Raw genomic sequence first — 18517 nt, forward strand, 5'->3', positions numbered from 1 at the left:
TTATAATTCATAATGTTGGACTCTTTTTTAGGAACTCAATGTATTCGAACAGGACTGTCAACATTATGCAATTGATGACAACACAATTGAGGAAGTCTCATGTCTCATATTCGTATTGGCTTTTTACCGTTCAAGACAGATCCACGCCAAGCTCTTCCCCCCATGCGTCTTCGGGCTTTACATGCTGAAGCAATTCTTCAAGGCGCTGTTTTTACTATATTGGACTGGTCAGACTTTAACAAAGCCAAAAACGAAATTTTAACATGGACGTGGAGCCCCACCGGCTGGGAAAGCGAAAAAAAATCTCTCCCAGATATCGCAATTATTTCTGGTGCTGTCACCAATGGACAACAAAACCAGTTACGGGCATGGATACGTGAAGCATGCCTCTGTATTAATGACATTGGTATAACCAAACTTAAATTAGCAAGCTTAATTCATGACACAGAATATGAGCGCTATCTCATTCCAGAGGCTCAAATTCCTAAGACCAATACCAGTGAGGCCATCAAGGATTTCCTTCTCAAACATGGTAGTGCTGTCATTAAAAGAAGTAATGCAAACCAAGGCGTAGGGCTATATTTTATTCTTAAAGAAACGTCAGGGTGGTCTATCAGTAACAACAAAGAAAAAATTTTCACGCTGACAGAAGTCGCCGACGAAATAACGATTCGAATAGAAGGGCGATTGGCCTATAGAGATTTTCTAATACAAAAGTACATACAATCTACAGCTCCTGACGGCCGAGCCGCAGATATTCGCGTTCATGTGCAACGAGATGCGAACCAGGCCTGGGGAATAACACGAGCTTACGTGCGTTTGGCTGAAGTAGGTTCCTTGGCAACCAATGTCAGCCTTGGAGGATACCAAGGTCCGTTGATGAAGTACCTTGAACTTAGAAAAAACAGATCGGCCTCTGAGATAGAAGCAGAAATACAGCAAGCAGCCCTTGAAATAGCCGAAATTCAAAGCGCGGCATCCCCTCGCCCCTTATCTGAACTGGGAATCGATTTTTTGTTGGATGATGAGGACAAAATTTGGTTGGTAGAAACCAATGCGCTTCCACAATCTTCTTTGCATGAACATGAACGAGCTATTCATACAATTAGCTATGCTTTATCTTTAGTAGCATCAACGCAAAATCAATGAGAGTAAGACAAGAGTCCTGCATTTCTTTTGCTTGCGACTGCCTCTCCGACTTAGGAAGACTGCAGCGATGTAATGCATTATATTCGCACTGTTGAATAAAATGTCCTGATACCATAATATAGTACCAGGACATTTTATTCGAAATTATAACCAGTCTTCAGTATTCTGCGCTGTATCGTCTATCCCCCTATACAGCGCTTATACCTCTACTCATTCGTCTTCAGTTTCACCCAATACTCATCATACAATTTCATGGCATCGCCGATCCAATCTTGAAATTCACCACGAGCAATAATGTCTTGCGTGGGATAGACAATAACATTGTTGTGGACATTTTCTGGGACGAGAGGAATGGCTTTGGCATTCGGTGTCGCGTAGCCCATTTCGGCGCTGATAATGGCGGATATGTCCGGACGAAGAAGATAGTTTATAAATGCATGGGCTTCATCGACATTCTTGGCACCTTTGGGAATACACAGAGAGTCCAGCCAAAGGCTATAGCCTTCAGGAGGATACACATATGTAATGGCGGAATCTTCCTGATTGGCAATAAAGGCTTCTCCATTGAACACAACACCAACCGCGACTTCACCGGATAGCAATGCTTGTTTGGGTGAATCGGAATCGAATACTTTCACGTGCGGGAACAACTCGCGAAGCTTTTGGTAGGCCTCTTCAAGGTGCGCCGGATTGGTCTCGTTGACGGAATACCCGAGAAGCTTCAACGCGAGCGTGAACGTTTCTCGTGGTTCATTGGGCAACAACAGTTTCCCACTGAGTTCCGGCTTCCAGAGATCGGCAACACTGGTCACCGCATGTTCATCGATTTTGCCAGTGTTCACGGTAATAGACGTTGAGCCCCACATATAAGGAACAGAAAAAATATTTTCCGGATCGAACGACTGATTCACAAACTTGGAGTCAAGATTAGCGAAATTGGTCAACTTGGACTTGTCCAATGGCAACAGCAATTCCTGTTGACGCATGAGGCTCACATAGTCGCTGGAGGGAACAATCAGGTCATACCCCTGCCCGGCCAGCTTGACTTTGGCATACATCGCCTCATTGCTGTCATACGTGGAGAGATGAACCTGAATTCCGGTTTCTTTAGTAAAACTCTGTACAACCTCGTCCGGTATATATTCGGACCAGATATACAAATACAAATCCCCTCCGGCATATGCAGAGGTAACCCACAGCACCGTGATCAAAACGGCAAACAGAATACGTTTCATGTTTTCTCCTTAATAAGCCGCCAGGACAACACCACGGCGGTAATTGTCACAAGGATCATCAACACACTCAAAGCATTGACATCCGGTTTAATGCCAAGTCGAACCATGGAATATATACGCAAAGGCAAGACTTCATACGTCGGCCCTGTAGTGAAAAAACTGACAATGACGTCATCGAGCGACATGGTAAAACTGAGCAACCACCCTGCCAGAACAGCTGGTCCCGCCATAGGCAGCACAATATAACGAAGAACCTGACGCTCCGAAGCACCAAGATCCTTCGCGGCCTCGACGACAGAAGCATCAAAATCCCGAAATCGTGAATACACAGTGGCCGCAACAAATGGTGTACAGAGGGTGACGTGTCCCATGAGTAACGTCCCAAACCCCAGGGTCAACCCTGCGGCCAAAAAGAGTACAAGGAGAGAAATGCCGATCACAATGTCTGGCGACATCATCATGACAAAAATACTCGCAAACAATGCTTTCCGACCGACAAAACGATACTGGTGCAGCAAGAACGCCGTTAGTGTTCCAATGGCGCACGCCACGGTGGCCGAGACCACCGCAATGGTCAGAGAATGCATAGCGGCATCAAGCAAAGAGGCGTTGGTCAACAACTTACCGTACCACTTCAAAGTGAACCCCTTCCACGACAACGAATATTTCGACGCATTGAAGGAATAGACACCCATCGTCACCAACGGAAGGTACAGAAAACAATACACCAAACCGGAATAGACAGCTTTGACGAACCGGTTCATAAGGACGCCTTCCTGCCCGAACGTCGGACGCTTCGATAATATACAAACAGCATAACGCACATCATCATCGTCAAAGCGATGCTGACCGTCGCTCCCATGGGAAAATCACGAGCAACTAAAAATTGGTCGCGAATATAATTGCCAAGCAGCATGCTCCGGGCACCGCCAAGGACGTCAGGAATATAGAACATGCCCAGGGCTGGTAAAAAAACTAACATGCTGCCGGAGATGATTCCGGGAAATGTCAACGGTAATGTGATTTTTCTAAACGTTATCCAGCGGGTTGCACCAAGATCCCGCGAAGCCTCCAACAACCTATAGTCGAGCTTCTCAATCGTCGCATAGAGGGGGAGGATCATAAACGGTAACAATGTATACAGCAGACCAATAAACACCGCTATCGGGGTATACATCAATTCAAGCGGCGTTTTGATAATACCGAAATATATCAATACGCTATTCAAAATACCGTCCGCTTTGAGCACCGTGACTAAGGCGTAAGTTCGAATCAACGTATTTGTCCAGAACGGAATCATGACGAGCAACAGCATCGTTTTAGCATGTCGCTTTTTCATTCGGGCAACAATGTAAGCGAACGGATACCCAACGAACAAACAAAGAACGGTTGCCGTCCCTGCCATGAGTAACGATTCTACGAACATCGTCACCAAGGCGGGAGCGAAAAGACGTGCATAACTGTGCAGAGAAAAGACGGGAGCAATGAGGTCGCTCGGATGTGGGGTGAGTACGCTCATACCGAGAAGCATCAGCGTCGGTACAGCTCCAAACAGCGCTATCCAACAAAGGACACCGCCGATAATGACATATTTGGTGATCGAGCTACCTTTCATGCGGCAACACCACTTCCCAGCCTTCGAACCATCCCACGGCAACTCTATCCCCTGCTTGGAAATAGAGAGTTTCCGCATCTTCATCGAAAAATTCCGAGATCAGAATTTTCTTCCCATCGTCCAAGACAATATCCACATCGTATGTAGCGCCTTTATAGAACGTGTGTTCCACAACGCCTGTAAGCAACGCTTTGGCAAATTTTTTCGCAAGTTCAGGCGATTCATTCACTTCGCGCATCACTTCGACGCGAAAATCTTCTGGTCGAAGTAGGACATGGATCTTATCACCTGGATTAAAATCTCGTTTCGACTTGACGGACACCTGTACGCCTTCTACTTCTGCGGCAAAATTGCAGTCTTTTCGCTCAACAATGACACCATCAAGAACATTAATTTCACCAACAAACCTGGCTACGTACAAGTTGGACGGTGTTTCATAGATATCTTTCGGCGAACCGACCTGCTCAATGCGACCATGGTTCATGACAACCACTCGATCCGACATGGTAAACGCTTCTTCCTGATCGTGCGTCACCAGGACAAACGTAATACCGAGCGTTCGTTGTAGTGCCTTCAATTCCTTCTGCATTTGTTTGCGCAAGCGATAGTCCAACGCGGAAAGAGGTTCATCCAAGAGCAACACTCGTGGTTTTTTGACGATCGCACGAGCAATTGCCACACGTTGTTGTTGCCCTCCCGATAATTCGGAGGGCTTCCGCGTTTCCATCCCTTCAAGCCGAACCAGCTTCAGCGCCTCCTGCACCATGGTGGCAATATCCGATTTGGCTATTCCTTCAATGCGCAACCCAAAGGCAACATTGTCGTAGATGTTCATATGCGGAAACAAGGCGTAACTCTGAAAGATCGTGTTGACCGTACGAGCTTCCGGCGGCACCCCCTTCATGGACACGCCGTCAATGACAACATCGCCATGATCACACGTCTCAAAGCCGCCAATGATACGTAATACCGTTGTTTTGCCGCATCCCGACGGACCAAGCAGGGTCAAAAATTCCCCATCTTCGATAGACAAATTAAAATCTTGCAGAGCGACAAGCCCCTCAAAAGACTTACTCACCTGAGATATATCAACAATTGAACATGCCACCGCTCTTCCTCCACTCGGGGGTTTCTTCTTTTCTCCCACAGGACACAATTCCGTTGTCTCTGGCAGCGAGAACGTTCAATCATACTTCGAAAGTTTCAGGAGGGCATAGAGTGCAGGAAAGCAATACCGAAGAAGAGCTTCCAGATGGATCATCATCCTGATGCGTTCACGCGCCCTGTTCAAGATCATGCATCTTGAGTTGACCAAGCGCGTGTATTCCGAGGAGGAGTCCGCACTCCCGAAACAATACGATTACCGACGCATCGTTGGGAATATCCATGATGTATATCGATCAAACAGCAATCATCATGAGACCTCTTCGAGATCTTTCCCCAAATCCTTCGTCACCAGGGAAACCCAACTGGCACGAACGAAAACGGCAATCCCGTCGCATATTGTGCAATAAGCAACACTCATTCACATTCAGCGACAAATCCGAGGGCATCGAATAGAGCACCACTTCCTTATGAGTCAAGCAAATATGAATGCGTAAATGGTGAGCTTTCGATTTTTTTACGACAAGTACAATCCAGAGGCTGAAGCACCGACGTAGACACAGGAATAAAATCATTTTGATAATCGAGTATGGGAACTCTTCACGGTTTCTCCTTCTCACACCACCGAACAAGCATGGCACCTGTACTGAGGAATCGTCCCGACGAGCAATGGAAGACAAGACCCTTTCCACCCTGCCTCACAGCGACGCAGTTGCCTTCAGCTACCAGTTCCCACCATCAGGGCCTGGAGAGGACTTGCACCTCCGAGATTCACGCCATGCCTGGCACACTGAGAAAGGCCGCATGCGTGATCTGCGCATGCGGCCTTTTTTCTACAATACCAATATATGTATTTCACCTATGACAGCGGTCTATCCGTAGAGAAACCGTGCCGCAGCATTGAGATCAAGATACCGCTGATAGCAGTCCTCGTAAATATGCTGATTATTGGTGTCAGGTTCGACACGCGATGTCGGATCAAGCCCGACATACTCCTGCGTCAATGTTCCAATCTCTATTGGCACGCCATCATATTGCCGTCGGCACCACAGAGCTTGAATTGCCGCGCCCAGAGCTCCGGCTTCGGCTGTGGTCGGACAGACAACGGGACAACCGAAGATATCAGCCAAAATCTGTCTCCATAATCGGCTCTTGGAACCACCTCCGACAAGACGAATTTCCGTCGGTACCACCCCGAGCCGAACCAAGACGTCGAGGCCGTATCGCAACCCGTATGTCGCTCCTTCCATTGCCGCACGACACAAGTTGTCCGGCGTCATATTGGATGGAGTCAAACCGGCAAATACACCACGTGCTTCAGGTAAGGCTGGAGTTCGTTCGCCATTGAAATACGGCAAAAGCATGACTCCATGAGATCCGGCCGGTGCAGCCTGAGCAGCTTGATTGAGCTCTGCCACGGATTTGCCCAATAAGGATCGCACGGTCTCCGTCGCTACGGTAACGTTCATGGTACAAATCAATGGTAACCAGAGCCCCGTACTGGAACAGAATGCGGCGAGTTCACCTTGTGGGTCCACTACAGGATGATCAGCACAGGCAAAGATCGTCCCCGATGTCCCAAGACTTGTCGTCACCACGCCGGGAACAACATTCCCCGTTCCAATGGCGGCCATCATGTTATCTCCACCACCCGATGAGACAACCACGCTTTCAGACAAACCAAAACGGTCTGCAATCTCCGGTCGTAACAATCCAACGGGAGCATCCGATGCAATGAGTTCCGGCAGACATGCTTCAAGTTTCCCCGAAGGATCAATGGCCGACAAAATCATTGGGTTCCACGTCCGGGAGTGAACATCGAAATATGCCGTGCCTGATGCATCTCCGCATTCCGTTTTCTTCTCTCCCGTCAACCAGAAATTAAGGTAGTCGTGAGGTAAAAGCACCGTGGCAACACGCTCATAGGCTTCCGGCTCGTTTTCCTTGAGCCAGGCGAGTTTGGGAGCTGTAAAACCAGCTGCCATGGAATTCCCGGTCGCGGCAACAACCGCCTCATTCCCCCCAATCGCGTCTGTCAGTCCTCGAGCTTGGGGGGCGGTTTCGGTGTCGCACCACAATTTTGCTGGTCGAATAACCTCACCTTTGGCATCAAGGCATACCATACCATGTTGTTGTCCCGAGACTCCGATACCGGCAACGGATGAACGATCAACCCCGTCGGCCGCGAGGACGTGTTCCAACGCAATCGACACAGCATCAATCCACCAGGATGGATGCTGTTCTCTCCGCCCGTTATCATTTGTAATCAGCTCATGCGGAGCCGATGATTCAGCAATGAGCGTTTTTGTCGCTTCATCGAGCGCAACAACTTTGACGCCCTGTGTGCCGGAGTCGATGCCAAGAAAAAGGCGTGCCATGCGTGCTCCTCACTCTCAACCACGATCCGTGGTGTGTTAAACTAAAAATAACTCTGTAATAAATTTTCCAGCATTTCCTGACGACCGCTTCGACGCTGTGGTTCTTCATGGTTCATGGCCCATTCAGCCAGCGATGTCAGAGACTCCTTGCCGTCCATAATACGCTTTCCCAGACCATCGTCATACCCTGCGTATCGGTCGCGAACGAATTTTGGCAAGAGATCGTCGTCAAGAATACGCTGAGCTGTCAAGAGACCGCGAGCGAAAGCGTCCATAGAACCAATATGACCATAAAAAAGGTCGAGGCCGTCAATGGAGCCGCGGCGAACCTTTGCATCGAAATTCAAGCCGCCCGGATTCAAGCCACCTTGCTTGAGCACAATAAGCATGCATTTCGTAACGGTCTCCAGGTCCAGGGCGTATTGGTCCGTATCCCACCCAAGCAACAAATCGCCCACATTGGCGTCAATACTCCCAAGCTTCCCATTCATCGACGCAATTGTCAGGTCATGGTCGAAAGTGTGCCCGGCTAGTGTTGCGTGGTTGGCTTCGATATTAAGCTTAAAGTGGTCAATGAGATCATATTGCCGTAAGAATCCCAGCACAGTAGCCGCATCGAAGTCATACATATGCTTGGTCGGCTCTTTCGGCTTGGGTTCAATGAGTAATTGCCCGGTGAAGCCTGTGGTTTTGGCATAGTCCACAACCATATGGAAAAAACGGGCCATTTGCTCCATTTCGCGTTGCATATTCGTGTTGAGCAACGTTTCGTACCCTTCTCGCCCTCCCCAGAACACATAATTGACTCCACCAAGTTCTTTGGTGGCGTCCATGGTGGTTTTTACCTGCAAGGCGGCACATGCCATGACAGCTGGATCGGGGTTCGTGGCTGCCCCGTGCGTATACCGCGGATTCGCTGTCAGGTTGGATGTGCCCCATAACAGCTTGACGCCGGTATCGTTTTGGAGCGCTTTCAGAAGGCCGGTCATATGCTCCATGTTTTTGACGTATTCGGACGCATTGGCTCCTTCGGGAGAAATGTCGCGATCATGAAAGCAATAGAAGTTGACGCCGAGCTTCGTAAAAAATTCAAAGGCGGCCCGAGCGCGATGCTCTGCCCGCTCAAGTGCAGTGGAACCAGTATCCCATGTCCGTTCATACGCTGGTGCACCAAATGGATCTCCACCGTTACCGACAAACGTATGCCAATACGCGACGGCTATGCGTAGGTGCTCGGCCATGGTCTTGTTTCCAACTATACGATTAGCATCATAATATTTAAAGGCGAGAGGATTTTTGGAATCCGGCCCTTCGTACGCAATAGGAGCGGAAACTTCGGGGAAGAATGTTTTCATGTCGTCCTGCCTTTGGTTCAGGTTTTTCTTTGCTTTTACAAACACAAGAAACACAACACGACGTGAGACACGATCACGCTTTGATATGATCAAACGGTGACTCGTACATCTCCTGCAGCACAATACTCGCGGCGCCTCGAGCCCAATCCGTGGCTTGCCATTGCAACACAACGAATTCAGTCGCCTCATACTGCTGAGTATTTGTCAAAGACTTGATCGTTTGTCGCATTGGCGCGAACAGCATCTCACCAGCACTAACATATTGTCCCGTGATAATAATCTTTGCGGGATTGAAAATTTGGAGCAGACTGGAGATACCTTGCCCGAGCACTTCACCGCCACGATGAAACAAGCTCTGAAGAAATGGGTCGCCGGATTGCGCGAGGTCGATAACCTCCTCCAACGAAAGCATCTCCATGCTCGGATGTGTCCACAATCCGGATGCATTGGCTTCGCTAACGGCCCGCATGATTCCGTCTCCACCGGCATATGCTTCGATACAGCCGTTTTTACCACAACGACACCGCCGTCCACCCGGCTCAATGACAACATGGCCAAATTCAGCGCCAATGCCACTATGACCTCGATATAACTCGCCATTGACGACAATACCCAGACCAACGCCTTGCTCGATGGACACAAGAAGAAAATCATCAATATCCTGCCCATGGCCGAACCATTGCTCGGCGAGAGTGATCGCGTTGGCATCATTTTCGATAAAAGCTGGAATACCAAGCCGTTCATAAACCAATGCGCACAAATCGCCCTGGCTATCGTTGTAAAGCGGTGTCCATAGACAACGACCATGCTCATGGTCGACAAAGCCGGGAATAGCCATGCCTATGCCGCGGACGTGGTTCTTTTCGATTTTTGATTCCTTGATGCATATACGCACACCATCTTCAATAATATCAGCAAGATGGGAAAGTGGACGACTTTTGGATCGCACAGGAATAGACAACGACCCCAATACATTGGCAGCAAAGTCAATAACAGCGACTCCGATATTGAATGCCATGACCTTCACTCCAACGACATATGCCGCTGTCGGATCAATGGCCAACATGACACGCCGCCGCCCTTTGCTTTCCGTTACCCGCGTCTCTTTTTCATAAATGATACCGCGTTCAATGAGCTCGGCCGTGATATTTGTCACGGTAGCTCGGCTGCAACCGGTACGTGCAGAAAGCTCCACACGAGAAATACTTCCGGCGCGACGAATCTTTTTGAGAATGCGGAGTCTATTCCGCATACGTATGGGATCGGGACGTTCATTTGACATGACCTTTCCTCATTAATTCAATCTCGAAATCAATGTCTAGTCCTAATATTTTCAATTCACTCTGAATAGCTTTTTCATGAATAATAAAATATCAATTAAAATAAGAATGTTAGTAAAAATCCATACTATCTCCCAAATATACACCTCATTTTTTATGGAAAAATGAGCTTCACCTTATGAAGAAAAAAGAGGTGAATTCACCATTTGATCCTTGAATACGAAAATAATAACAAGGCATTCTTCCGAAATACACATAATAGGCTGTTAAAACAGGATGTTAAGATCAACAAATATTGATTAATCAATCAAACAATTTAATTTACTTACAAAATTAATACTTGCCTAAGCGAACTGTCTCTGACATACACTATTCTTTAATATCTACGTTGGAATGCCGTATCCACTGAGGTTACGGCACTATTCTGGTATATTTGTGGGTGTGTGAACTGTGTGACTTCACGATTATCTGGAGGTTTAGGTCATGAACAAACGTATGTGGTCTTTCGCTCTTCTCGTGGCGTTCGGTATGGTGGGGGTACTTTTTGCCGGTACAGTCTTCGCGAAAGATCTGACTATTGGGGTCAGTTGGTCCAACTTTCAGGAGGAACGGTGGAAAACAGATGAAGCAGCCATCAAGGATGAACTGAAAAAACTTGGCGCCAAATACATCAGTGCTGATGCACAAGCCAGCCCTGAAAAACAAATTGCCGACATTGAAAGCCTCATTGCTCGCGGTGCCGATGCTCTTATCGTACTCGCTTGGGACTCCGACGCCATTCGACCTGGCATAGCCAAAGCCAAAGCCGAAGGTATTCCCGTCGTCGGATATGACCGCCTGATTGAAGATCCATATGCGTTTTACCTGACCTTTGATAACAAAGAAGTCGGCCGTCTCCAGGCTGCCGAAGTCTTCAAAATCAAACCCAAAGGGAATTACGTTTTCATTAAAGGTGCTTCCACAGACCCCAACGCCGATTTTTTGAATGCCGGTCAACGTGAAGTGCTGCAGGCCGCCATTGATAAAGGCGATATCGTCATCGTTGGCGATCAGTATACGGAAGGTTGGAAACCCGAAGTTGCTCAACGCAATATGGAACAAATTCTGACCGCGACGAATAACAAAGTCGATGCAGTCGTTGCCTCGAACGATGGCACAGCCGGTGGTGTTGTGGCAGCCTTGACCGCCCAAGGCATGGAAGGGATTACTCCGGTTTCCGGACAGGATGGTGACCACGCTGCATTAAATCGTGTCGCTCGCGGTCTGCAGACCGTCAGCGTATGGAAAGACGCTCGTCAACTCGGTAAAGAAGCTGCCGATATTGCTGTAACTCTTGCGAAGAACGAAAAAGTTGCCAACAGCATCGTCTTCAAAGATGGCCCTAAGAAAGTCGAAATGACGGCTATTCTGCTTAAACCGATCCCTATCACGATGGACAATCTTGACGTTGTCATCGATGCCGATTGGATATCCAAACAGGCCGCTTGCCAAGGCGTTGACCCCGCCAAGGCTCCTCAAGCCTGCAAATAGTCCTGAGTAAAGATGAAACTGGAACACCGATTGGCGTTCCAGTTTCATCCGGATCCATAAATGTGAAATGTCCTTCTTATCACGGCATTAAGCAAGAGAGACAGCCATGGCGGATACGAACAGTCATCCCACGTCGGTAACCCAGTCCCTGGATAAGGTGTTACGAGAAATGGAAATCGACACGCGCATGCTGACGATGCTCATTTCTCTTATCGCTATATGGATCATCCTGAACTTTTTGACGGATGGCATCTTTTTCACGGCACGCAACCTTTATAACCTGGCTGTCCAAACCAGCGTTGTCGGTATCATGGCCACAGGCATGGTACTTGTCATTGTGGCACGCCAGATTGATCTGTCTGTCGGCTCTATGCTCGGCTTCACAGGCATGGTCATTGCTTATGTACAGGTTGTCGTCTTTCCCATTGATGCGGCCTGGAATTGGCCGTTATCTATCGTCATTGGCCTCGCTATTGGCGCTTGTATCGGGACATGGCAAGGATGGTGGGTTTCCTCCCGCAAAGTCCCATCCTTTGTTGTCACTCTGGCAGGTCTCCTCATTTTTCGCGGTGCTGCATATCTCGTGACGGATGGACAAACCGTTGCTCCACTGAATCCTGTTTACCAACTGCTCGGCGGTGGCATTGATGGCTCCATCGGTGCAACGTGGAGCTGGATTCTAGCACTCCTCGCTATAGCGTGGCTCGCGTTCTCTACCATCAGGCATCGCCAGAAAAGCCATGCGTTCGGATGCCACCTGAAACCACTGTGGGCAGAACTCGTGGTGCTCGGCGTTATGGTTGCCGCCGTCTGCGCATTCGTCTTCATCATGAATTCGTATTACAAGCCACGTACGGAAATTCCACGCGGTATCCCGGTTCCCGTGCTTATTCTCATTGCTGTTGTCATCATTATGTCACTGCTCGCGAAAACGACCCGCTTTGGTCGCTACGTCTTTGCCATTGGCGGAAATCCTGAAGCGGCAGAGCTTTCCGGTATCAACGTCAAACGTGTCACCATGCTCATTTTTACGATTATGGGTGTGCTCAGCGCGATTGCTGCCGTTATCACGACAGCCCGACTCAATGCCGGAGCCAACACGATGGGCATGCTCGCCGAACTCAACGTTATCGCGGCCGCTGTCATTGGCGGAACCTCCATGAGCGGCGGAGCCGGCACCATCACAGGAGCCATTTTAGGCGCAGTTATTATGCAAAGCCTGGATAACGGCATGATATTGCTTGGTATATCCAGTGCTATGCGGCAGGTCATTATCGGTCTGGTTCTCATCGTCGCCGTCTGGTTCGATGTGGTGTTCAACAAAAACCGACGGTAGGAGATTGCTATGAGTGGTACACCTCTTGTTGCAATGCGTCACATTCACAAACGATTTGGCGGCGTTCACGCTGTCAACGATGTCTCCATCGACCTGTATCCCGGAGAAGTCGTCGGAGTACTTGGACACAATGGAGCGGGCAAAAGCTGTCTCATGAAAACGCTGTCGGGCGCCTATCCTCTTGATGGTGGCGAAATCCTCATCAATGGAGAGAAAGCCAACATTTCTACGCCTCGTGACGCAAGACGCTATGGCATTGAAACCATTTACCAGACTTTGGCGTTGGCTGATAATCTTGATGCCCCGGCGAACTTGTTTCTTGGCCGTGAAATCCTCACGCCCTATGGCGCACTGGATGACAAGGCTATGGAAAATGCCGCCCGCAAGGTTATTTCCAGACTGAATCCCAACTTCGTCAATCTCAAAGATCCGGTCAAAAACATGTCCGGGGGACAACGTCAATCCATCGCGATTGCCAGAGCCATTCACTTCAACGCAAAAATCCTTATCATGGACGAACCGACAGCCGCCCTCGGTCCCCATGAAACTGCCATGGTCGCCGAACTCATCAAGCAATTAAAAAGCGAAGGCATTGGGATTTTTCTTATCAGTCACGACTTGCATGATGTGTTCGACCTCTCCGACCGAGTGTCTGTCCTGAAAAACGGACGCCTTGTCGGTACACGCCGAACTTCCGAAGTCACCAAAGACGAAGTGCTTGGCATGATTATTCTCGGGAAATTACCAGAAGAAAAAGCTGTGCCAGCTTAGACGCCTTCCCAAGGATATCCTGTGGTTGTTCCCGCAGAACAAACACAGCAGGTGATACGCTCACAACAGCATTATCCAGTCCTCCCCCACCCACACACGTCAAGCTGCGTATGTATCTCAGGATGCACATGCAGCTTGACCCATTTCATCCGCTCATTCAACAAACCCGATAAAAGGCGTATCTGCAATCAAAGGCACGTCTATTCCGCACCTGCACGATTTTCCCTCCACATCGACGCCAAGGTTTAACGATCCTTTTATTGCTTCTCGGTCGCCTTGGTCAAAGCGGTGACATTGGATTTAGTAAAGAAGCCGTCAAAATCGTCGTAGCGATGAATATATTCGTTGACGATAAGCGTGTGGGGTGAAGGTTTGGTGAAAATTTGTTTGAGTCCCTCTTCACGCGAACCAATAAGCTCGGAGATATACCCCATACCATGTTCAGCTAACGCATCTACGGTATCCTCAATATTCTCCGTATTGAACGCGAGGTGATGTGTCCGCGGGCCATAATTATAAATAAAACGTTCTGTCGGGCCGGATTCTTCCAAGCTTACAAAAGGTCGGATTCCCGAAGTGAACACCAGCGCAAAATCGTCCAGAGAAAGACGAGATACATTGGTTATCGAATTGAGCGATTCGACATACACCGCAAACTCAAAATGATAATTCGTCCATTCCATAAATTCGATGATGGCAGCATCACGTTCTTCAGCACGCACACGCGTTGCGGCATGATCAAGTTCAAGGATATTGCTGCAATAGGAAGCCTCTGGTTTGGTCAATCCAGGATCAAATGGCGTAGCATGTTGGGAGCGATATTCCCCTTCATTGTTCTTCCATTGGATGAACCCAACACTATTGCACGTATAGGCTGATGGTGGTGTCTGAATAAAACTGTAGGTGTCGGTTTGCTGAATGTCTTGTGTGAGAAACGACCGACCGCAGCCGGTTTGCTTCGCAACATACGTTTCAATATCGGGACATTTGAATACGAAGGTCTCGAGACGCGTATTGGGATAAGGACCGGTTTTGGCGCCGCGGTTAGATGCTGCAAATGGATTCTCATGGCCTGACCGCGTGTACACCAGAATATCGGCCGATCCTTCACGTTTGAGGACAATCGTTTTTTGTGCATTGTCTTCAAATGCATCGACGACATCATGCCCGGTATAATTGATAAACTCCTGCGCCGCGGGCAATAATCTTTCCGGCTCAACAGCTATGATAACGGCTTCAAGTCCACCGCTCAGCCCTTCTAATCCGTTCTTTTTGCGCTGCTCTAACGTCTCATCGACTTTTTCCAGCAACGCCTTGTCGTCATTATGAAAATCGGTTCCCATTCTCTCCTCCTCGTGCAGGTTCGTAAACACGCATATTCCAGGATATCTTGTGTCCTGTCCGTCACAGCATGTCAACGGGATCAAGGTCCAGTCTTACCTTGAGTTTCGAGTTCGGCGGCTGACTTCTCGCCAATATCGTATAGATATGTCGAATGTCTGGCCACGCCTCAGCCTTCAGTAAGCAATTAAAGCGTCTGCGTCCGGCAACCATAGGTAAAGGAGCGGGGACCGGCCCTAACACGCGAACATGGCCGGCAGATTGACGAATAAGCTCACCAGCACGAGATACCGCTATGGAACCGTCCTCCCAATCTTTGGGATAATCAAGACGAATAAGTCCCAGTTTGACAAATGGCGGATATAAAAATTTACGTCGTTTTTCGAGTTCTTCTTCGTAAAATCGCTCATAATCGGCATGAAGCACATGCTGCCAAAAAGGGTCCACCGGATTACGCGTTTGAAGAAGAACACGACCTGGTTTATCTCCACGTCCAGCCCGGCCCGACATCTGCACAAGCAATTGAAATGCCCGCTCCGCCGCCCGAAAATCGGGAAGGTTGCGCCCCATATCGCCATCAACAGCAATAGCCAGCGTCACATCGGGAAAATGATGCCCCTTGGATAACATCTGCGTGCCGACAAGAATTTGCGCTTTCTTTTGACCAAACTCGGCAAGAATCTCCTCGGCTCTCCCTGGCCGGCGGGCACTGTCGCGATCCAATCGTAATATCGAAGTATTGGGCGGTAAAATACCGGGCAATTGTTCCTGCAACAGTTCGGTGCCCTCTCCCATGGGAACAAACGAACACCCTCCACATGTCGGGCATGGCTTAGGGAACGGAAACGATAACCCACAATAATGACAGATAAGACGCTCACGCTTTTTGTGGTAGGTCAGGCTCAATTCGCATTCCGGACACTTCACCGTTTCTTCGCATTCGCTGCAATACAGAACGGGAGCATACCCTCGCCGATTCAGCATGATGACGGCCTGATCTCCCGCTTCAATCGTTTCTCGCAACGCCACAACTGTGCGTTCAGCTAAAGGTCCACCCTTGGCCGCCTGTTCCGGGGATAGACACGTTGACGACACCGCCGATGTTTCTTGAACTGTAACGAGTTCGACTTCCGGCAATACCGCCGAATGAACACGATTTTTCAACGAAATTAATGGGACAGCGCCTTGCTTAGCGGCATAATACGTTTTGAGATCGGGTGTTGCGGAGCCGAGAACAAGCACGGCACGATGGCGTTGCGCTAAAAACCACGCGAGTTCCTTGGCCTGATATGGCAAACGCTCATCCTGTTTAAAAGAGGTATCGTGCTCTTCATCGAGAATAATCAGGCCGATATCGGAAAGAGGCAGGAACAGCGCAGAACGTGCTCCAACAATAAAAAGCGATCCTTCGGCCTTAGACGCCTTGGAAAATACATCTTGCCTCGCGGTCGGAGACAGTGAACCGTGGTACAACATTCCTGGAAATCCAGACAGTGCTACCGTTGCATCACGCCACAACTTTCCTGCCAAAGCGACTTCAGGCGCCAGGAGCAACACCTGCCGACCCGATTGCAATGTCCGAGCGACAAGTTCCATATAGAGACGCGTTTTCCCGCTTCCAGTCACTCCATGTACAAGTCGAACGGCAGCGGAACGAGCTTCAAGGAGTGGAACGAGCTCATTCAAGGCACTCGTTTGTTCTTCGGTCGGCTGGGGCAGACGCGCTCGCCAATTTACATCTTCATCCGTTCCTTGGATGAGCCAATCCGCCTCATGCAATTCCGATTCTGTTTCGCGAACAAGATTGAGTGTCACCAGTCTGGCAAGAACCGATGCGATGGAGGTCCCGAAGCGAACAGTTAATGCCGCTTTGGAGACAACACCATGATCATACAGATATTCAAGGACATCCAATTGACGTTGTGCAGATGGTCGTACAGGCCATGGAGGATCAGCCGCCAGGATAAACTGACGCTCTCTTCGTCGTCGAAACCGCTCGCGAACCAATCCCGCAGCCCAAAGTTTTGCCAACGTATATGCATCGTTTTCGTCGCAATCACGAAGTGCTTTAGGGCTCAACGCTTTAGGATAAGCTGGATCGGAAACAACAAACGATGTTTTTGCTGTTCGTAAGCCGCTCGGAACGACCGATCCTAAAATTTTCCCAAGTGTCGTGGATTGCCGTGTCGCTAAAGAGGCTGCCATGTCCATATATCGCGTGCCGAACATGGGATGCGTTTCAAGCGGCCAAATACAATTTTTTACAGTTATTTCTGATTCAGGCGCACTGGTCGGCCCGACAATGACACCAACGCGAATCGTGCGACCAAGGGGAACAAGAACACGTTGCCCAGGCAACAGACTCCCCGATTGAAACCACGGTGGTACAGCGTATGTATAGGTCGCGTATGGAGCGTCAAGCAACGCGACAGCAAGGTATGATGGCATGGGGAAAACGGGGGGATTCATATGTTCCCGGATGCGCCAATTCGCATCCGGGAACAAAAAGAAAGCCGACTAGCCTTTGTACGGCAACAGCTCTTTGAGACGTTGGACAAGATCATCACGCAGAGTTTCATCCTGCAAGGCAAAATAGATATTGGCTGTCAGGTAGTCGGACCAATCGCCGGTATCGAAACGTTGTCCTCGAATTTTGACGGCAAGCAATCGGTTACTCTTGGCGAGTTCCTTCATGGCGTCCGTCAATTGAATTTCACCACCGTGACCGGGGCTCAGATTTTCGAGATGTTCAAAAATATCGGGGAACAGAATATATCGACCGACAATAGCCAATCGAGACGGAGCTTCACTAACTTTCGGCTTTTCCACGAGATCGCGAACCCGGTACATTCCAGGGGCAAACTCGTCACCACGAATAATACCGTAATTGGATACTTTATCGCTCGGCACTTCCACTACACCGACAACCGGCATATGCTCAGAATGCGCCACAGCCATAAGCTGTTTGATACCCGGTTCCATACCGAACATAAGGTCGTCGCCAACCATCAGGGCAAACGGATCGTTGCCGACAGCGGCTTTTGCACACAATACGGCATGCCCCAAACCAAGTTGACGTTTTTGGCGCACGCTGATGATGTTGACCATCTCGGCCACATCATGAACCATTTTGAGCGTATCCATTTTGTTCGTGCGTTTCAGCACGTCTTCCAGCGCAAGGTTGTAATCAAAATGATCTTCAATAATGGTTTTGTTGCGGTTGGTGACAAAAACGACATCTGTCAACCCAGCTCCCTGCGCTTCCTCAACAACGTATTGCACAACGGGTTTGTTATAAACCGGGAGCATCTCTTTGGGTACGTTTTTCGTTGCAGGTAATGACCGCGTTCCCCATCCGGCGACGGGAACGACCACTTTTTTGATTTCCATGCTCATCTCCTTGGAGGACACGCAATCCAAATA

14 protein-coding genes are annotated in these 18517 nt (G+C 49.0%); 4 read left to right on the forward strand and 10 right to left on the reverse strand.

Annotation, left to right across the window (positions count from 1 at the left end; translation table 11 throughout):
* The first annotated feature begins 99 nt into the window (after positions 1-99).
* Entirely contained in the window at positions 100-1149 is a 1050-nt protein-coding gene (locus G451_RS0115590; protein WP_027184988.1) for a YheC/YheD family protein, read from the forward strand.
* A gap of 206 nt (positions 1150-1355) precedes the next feature.
* On the opposite strand, the gene G451_RS0115595 is transcribed toward G451_RS0115590, so the two are convergent.
* From G451_RS0115595 to G451_RS32935, 7 genes are all read right to left on the reverse strand, one after another.
* On the reverse strand, positions 1356-2384 hold the full coding sequence (locus G451_RS0115595) for an extracellular solute-binding protein (RefSeq protein ID WP_027184989.1): 1029 nt from the start codon (positions 2382-2384) through the stop codon (positions 1356-1358).
* Complete coding sequence (potC, locus tag G451_RS0115600; RefSeq protein ID WP_027184990.1) at positions 2381-3148, reverse strand: spermidine/putrescine ABC transporter permease PotC; 768 nt, start codon at positions 3146-3148, stop codon at positions 2381-2383. The genes G451_RS0115595 and potC overlap by 4 nt, the downstream gene beginning before the upstream one ends.
* Entirely contained in the window at positions 3145-3999 is an 855-nt protein-coding gene (locus tag G451_RS0115605; RefSeq protein ID WP_027184991.1) for an ABC transporter permease subunit, read from the reverse strand. Before G451_RS0115605 ends, potC begins: the two co-directional genes overlap by 4 nt.
* On the reverse strand, positions 3989-5107 hold the full coding sequence (gene potA / locus G451_RS0115610; RefSeq protein WP_027184992.1) for a spermidine/putrescine ABC transporter ATP-binding protein PotA: 1119 nt from the start codon (positions 5105-5107) through the stop codon (positions 3989-3991). The genes G451_RS0115605 and potA overlap by 11 nt, the downstream gene beginning before the upstream one ends.
* A gap of 868 nt (positions 5108-5975) precedes the next feature.
* Positions 5976-7481 carry a xylulokinase gene (xylB, locus tag G451_RS0115620; RefSeq protein ID WP_027184994.1) on the reverse strand — a complete coding sequence of 502 codons (1506 nt, stop codon included), beginning with the start codon at positions 7479-7481 and terminating at the stop codon, positions 5976-5978.
* Positions 7482-7522: 41 nt separating this feature from the next.
* Positions 7523-8836: a xylose isomerase gene (xylA, locus tag G451_RS0115625; protein WP_027184995.1), complete on the reverse strand. Its 1314-nt coding sequence runs from the start codon at positions 8834-8836 to the stop codon at positions 7523-7525.
* Positions 8837-8909: 73 nt separating this feature from the next.
* Positions 8910-10118 (reverse strand): ROK family transcriptional regulator, encoded by a 1209-nt coding sequence (locus tag G451_RS32935; RefSeq protein WP_051261560.1) that lies wholly within the window; start codon positions 10116-10118, stop codon positions 8910-8912.
* 481 nt (positions 10119-10599) lie between these two features.
* Here G451_RS32935 and xylF point away from each other — a divergent pair, with 481 nt between their 5' ends.
* From xylF to G451_RS0115645, 3 genes are all read left to right on the forward strand, one after another.
* Entirely contained in the window at positions 10600-11646 is a 1047-nt protein-coding gene (gene xylF, locus G451_RS0115635) for a D-xylose ABC transporter substrate-binding protein (protein WP_156921674.1), read from the forward strand.
* Positions 11647-11752: 106 nt separating this feature from the next.
* Positions 11753-12982: a sugar ABC transporter permease gene (locus G451_RS0115640; protein WP_027184997.1), complete on the forward strand. Its 1230-nt coding sequence runs from the start codon at positions 11753-11755 to the stop codon at positions 12980-12982.
* Between the two features lie 9 nt (positions 12983-12991).
* Positions 12992-13753 (forward strand): ATP-binding cassette domain-containing protein, encoded by a 762-nt coding sequence (locus tag G451_RS0115645; protein ID WP_051261561.1) that lies wholly within the window; start codon positions 12992-12994, stop codon positions 13751-13753.
* Positions 13754-14010: 257 nt separating this feature from the next.
* Here G451_RS0115645 and G451_RS0115650 read toward each other — a convergent pair whose 3' ends face one another.
* The 3 genes from G451_RS0115650 to galU form a co-directional block, all read right to left on the reverse strand.
* Complete coding sequence (locus G451_RS0115650) at positions 14011-15096, reverse strand: VOC family protein (RefSeq protein WP_027184999.1); 1086 nt, start codon at positions 15094-15096, stop codon at positions 14011-14013.
* A gap of 61 nt (positions 15097-15157) precedes the next feature.
* Positions 15158-17563 (reverse strand): replication restart helicase PriA, encoded by a 2406-nt coding sequence (priA, locus tag G451_RS0115655; protein WP_245587828.1) that lies wholly within the window; start codon positions 17561-17563, stop codon positions 15158-15160.
* Positions 17564-17611: 48 nt separating this feature from the next.
* A complete protein-coding gene (gene galU, locus G451_RS0115660) occupies positions 17612-18484 on the reverse strand; it encodes a UTP--glucose-1-phosphate uridylyltransferase GalU (protein ID WP_027185001.1) in 873 nt (290 codons plus the stop codon).
* Positions 18485-18517: the final 33 nt, after the last annotated feature.

This window comes from Desulfovibrio inopinatus DSM 10711, from assembly GCF_000429305.1.
GTDB classification, from domain to species: domain Bacteria; phylum Desulfobacterota; class Desulfovibrionia; order Desulfovibrionales; family Desulfovibrionaceae; genus Alteridesulfovibrio; species Alteridesulfovibrio inopinatus.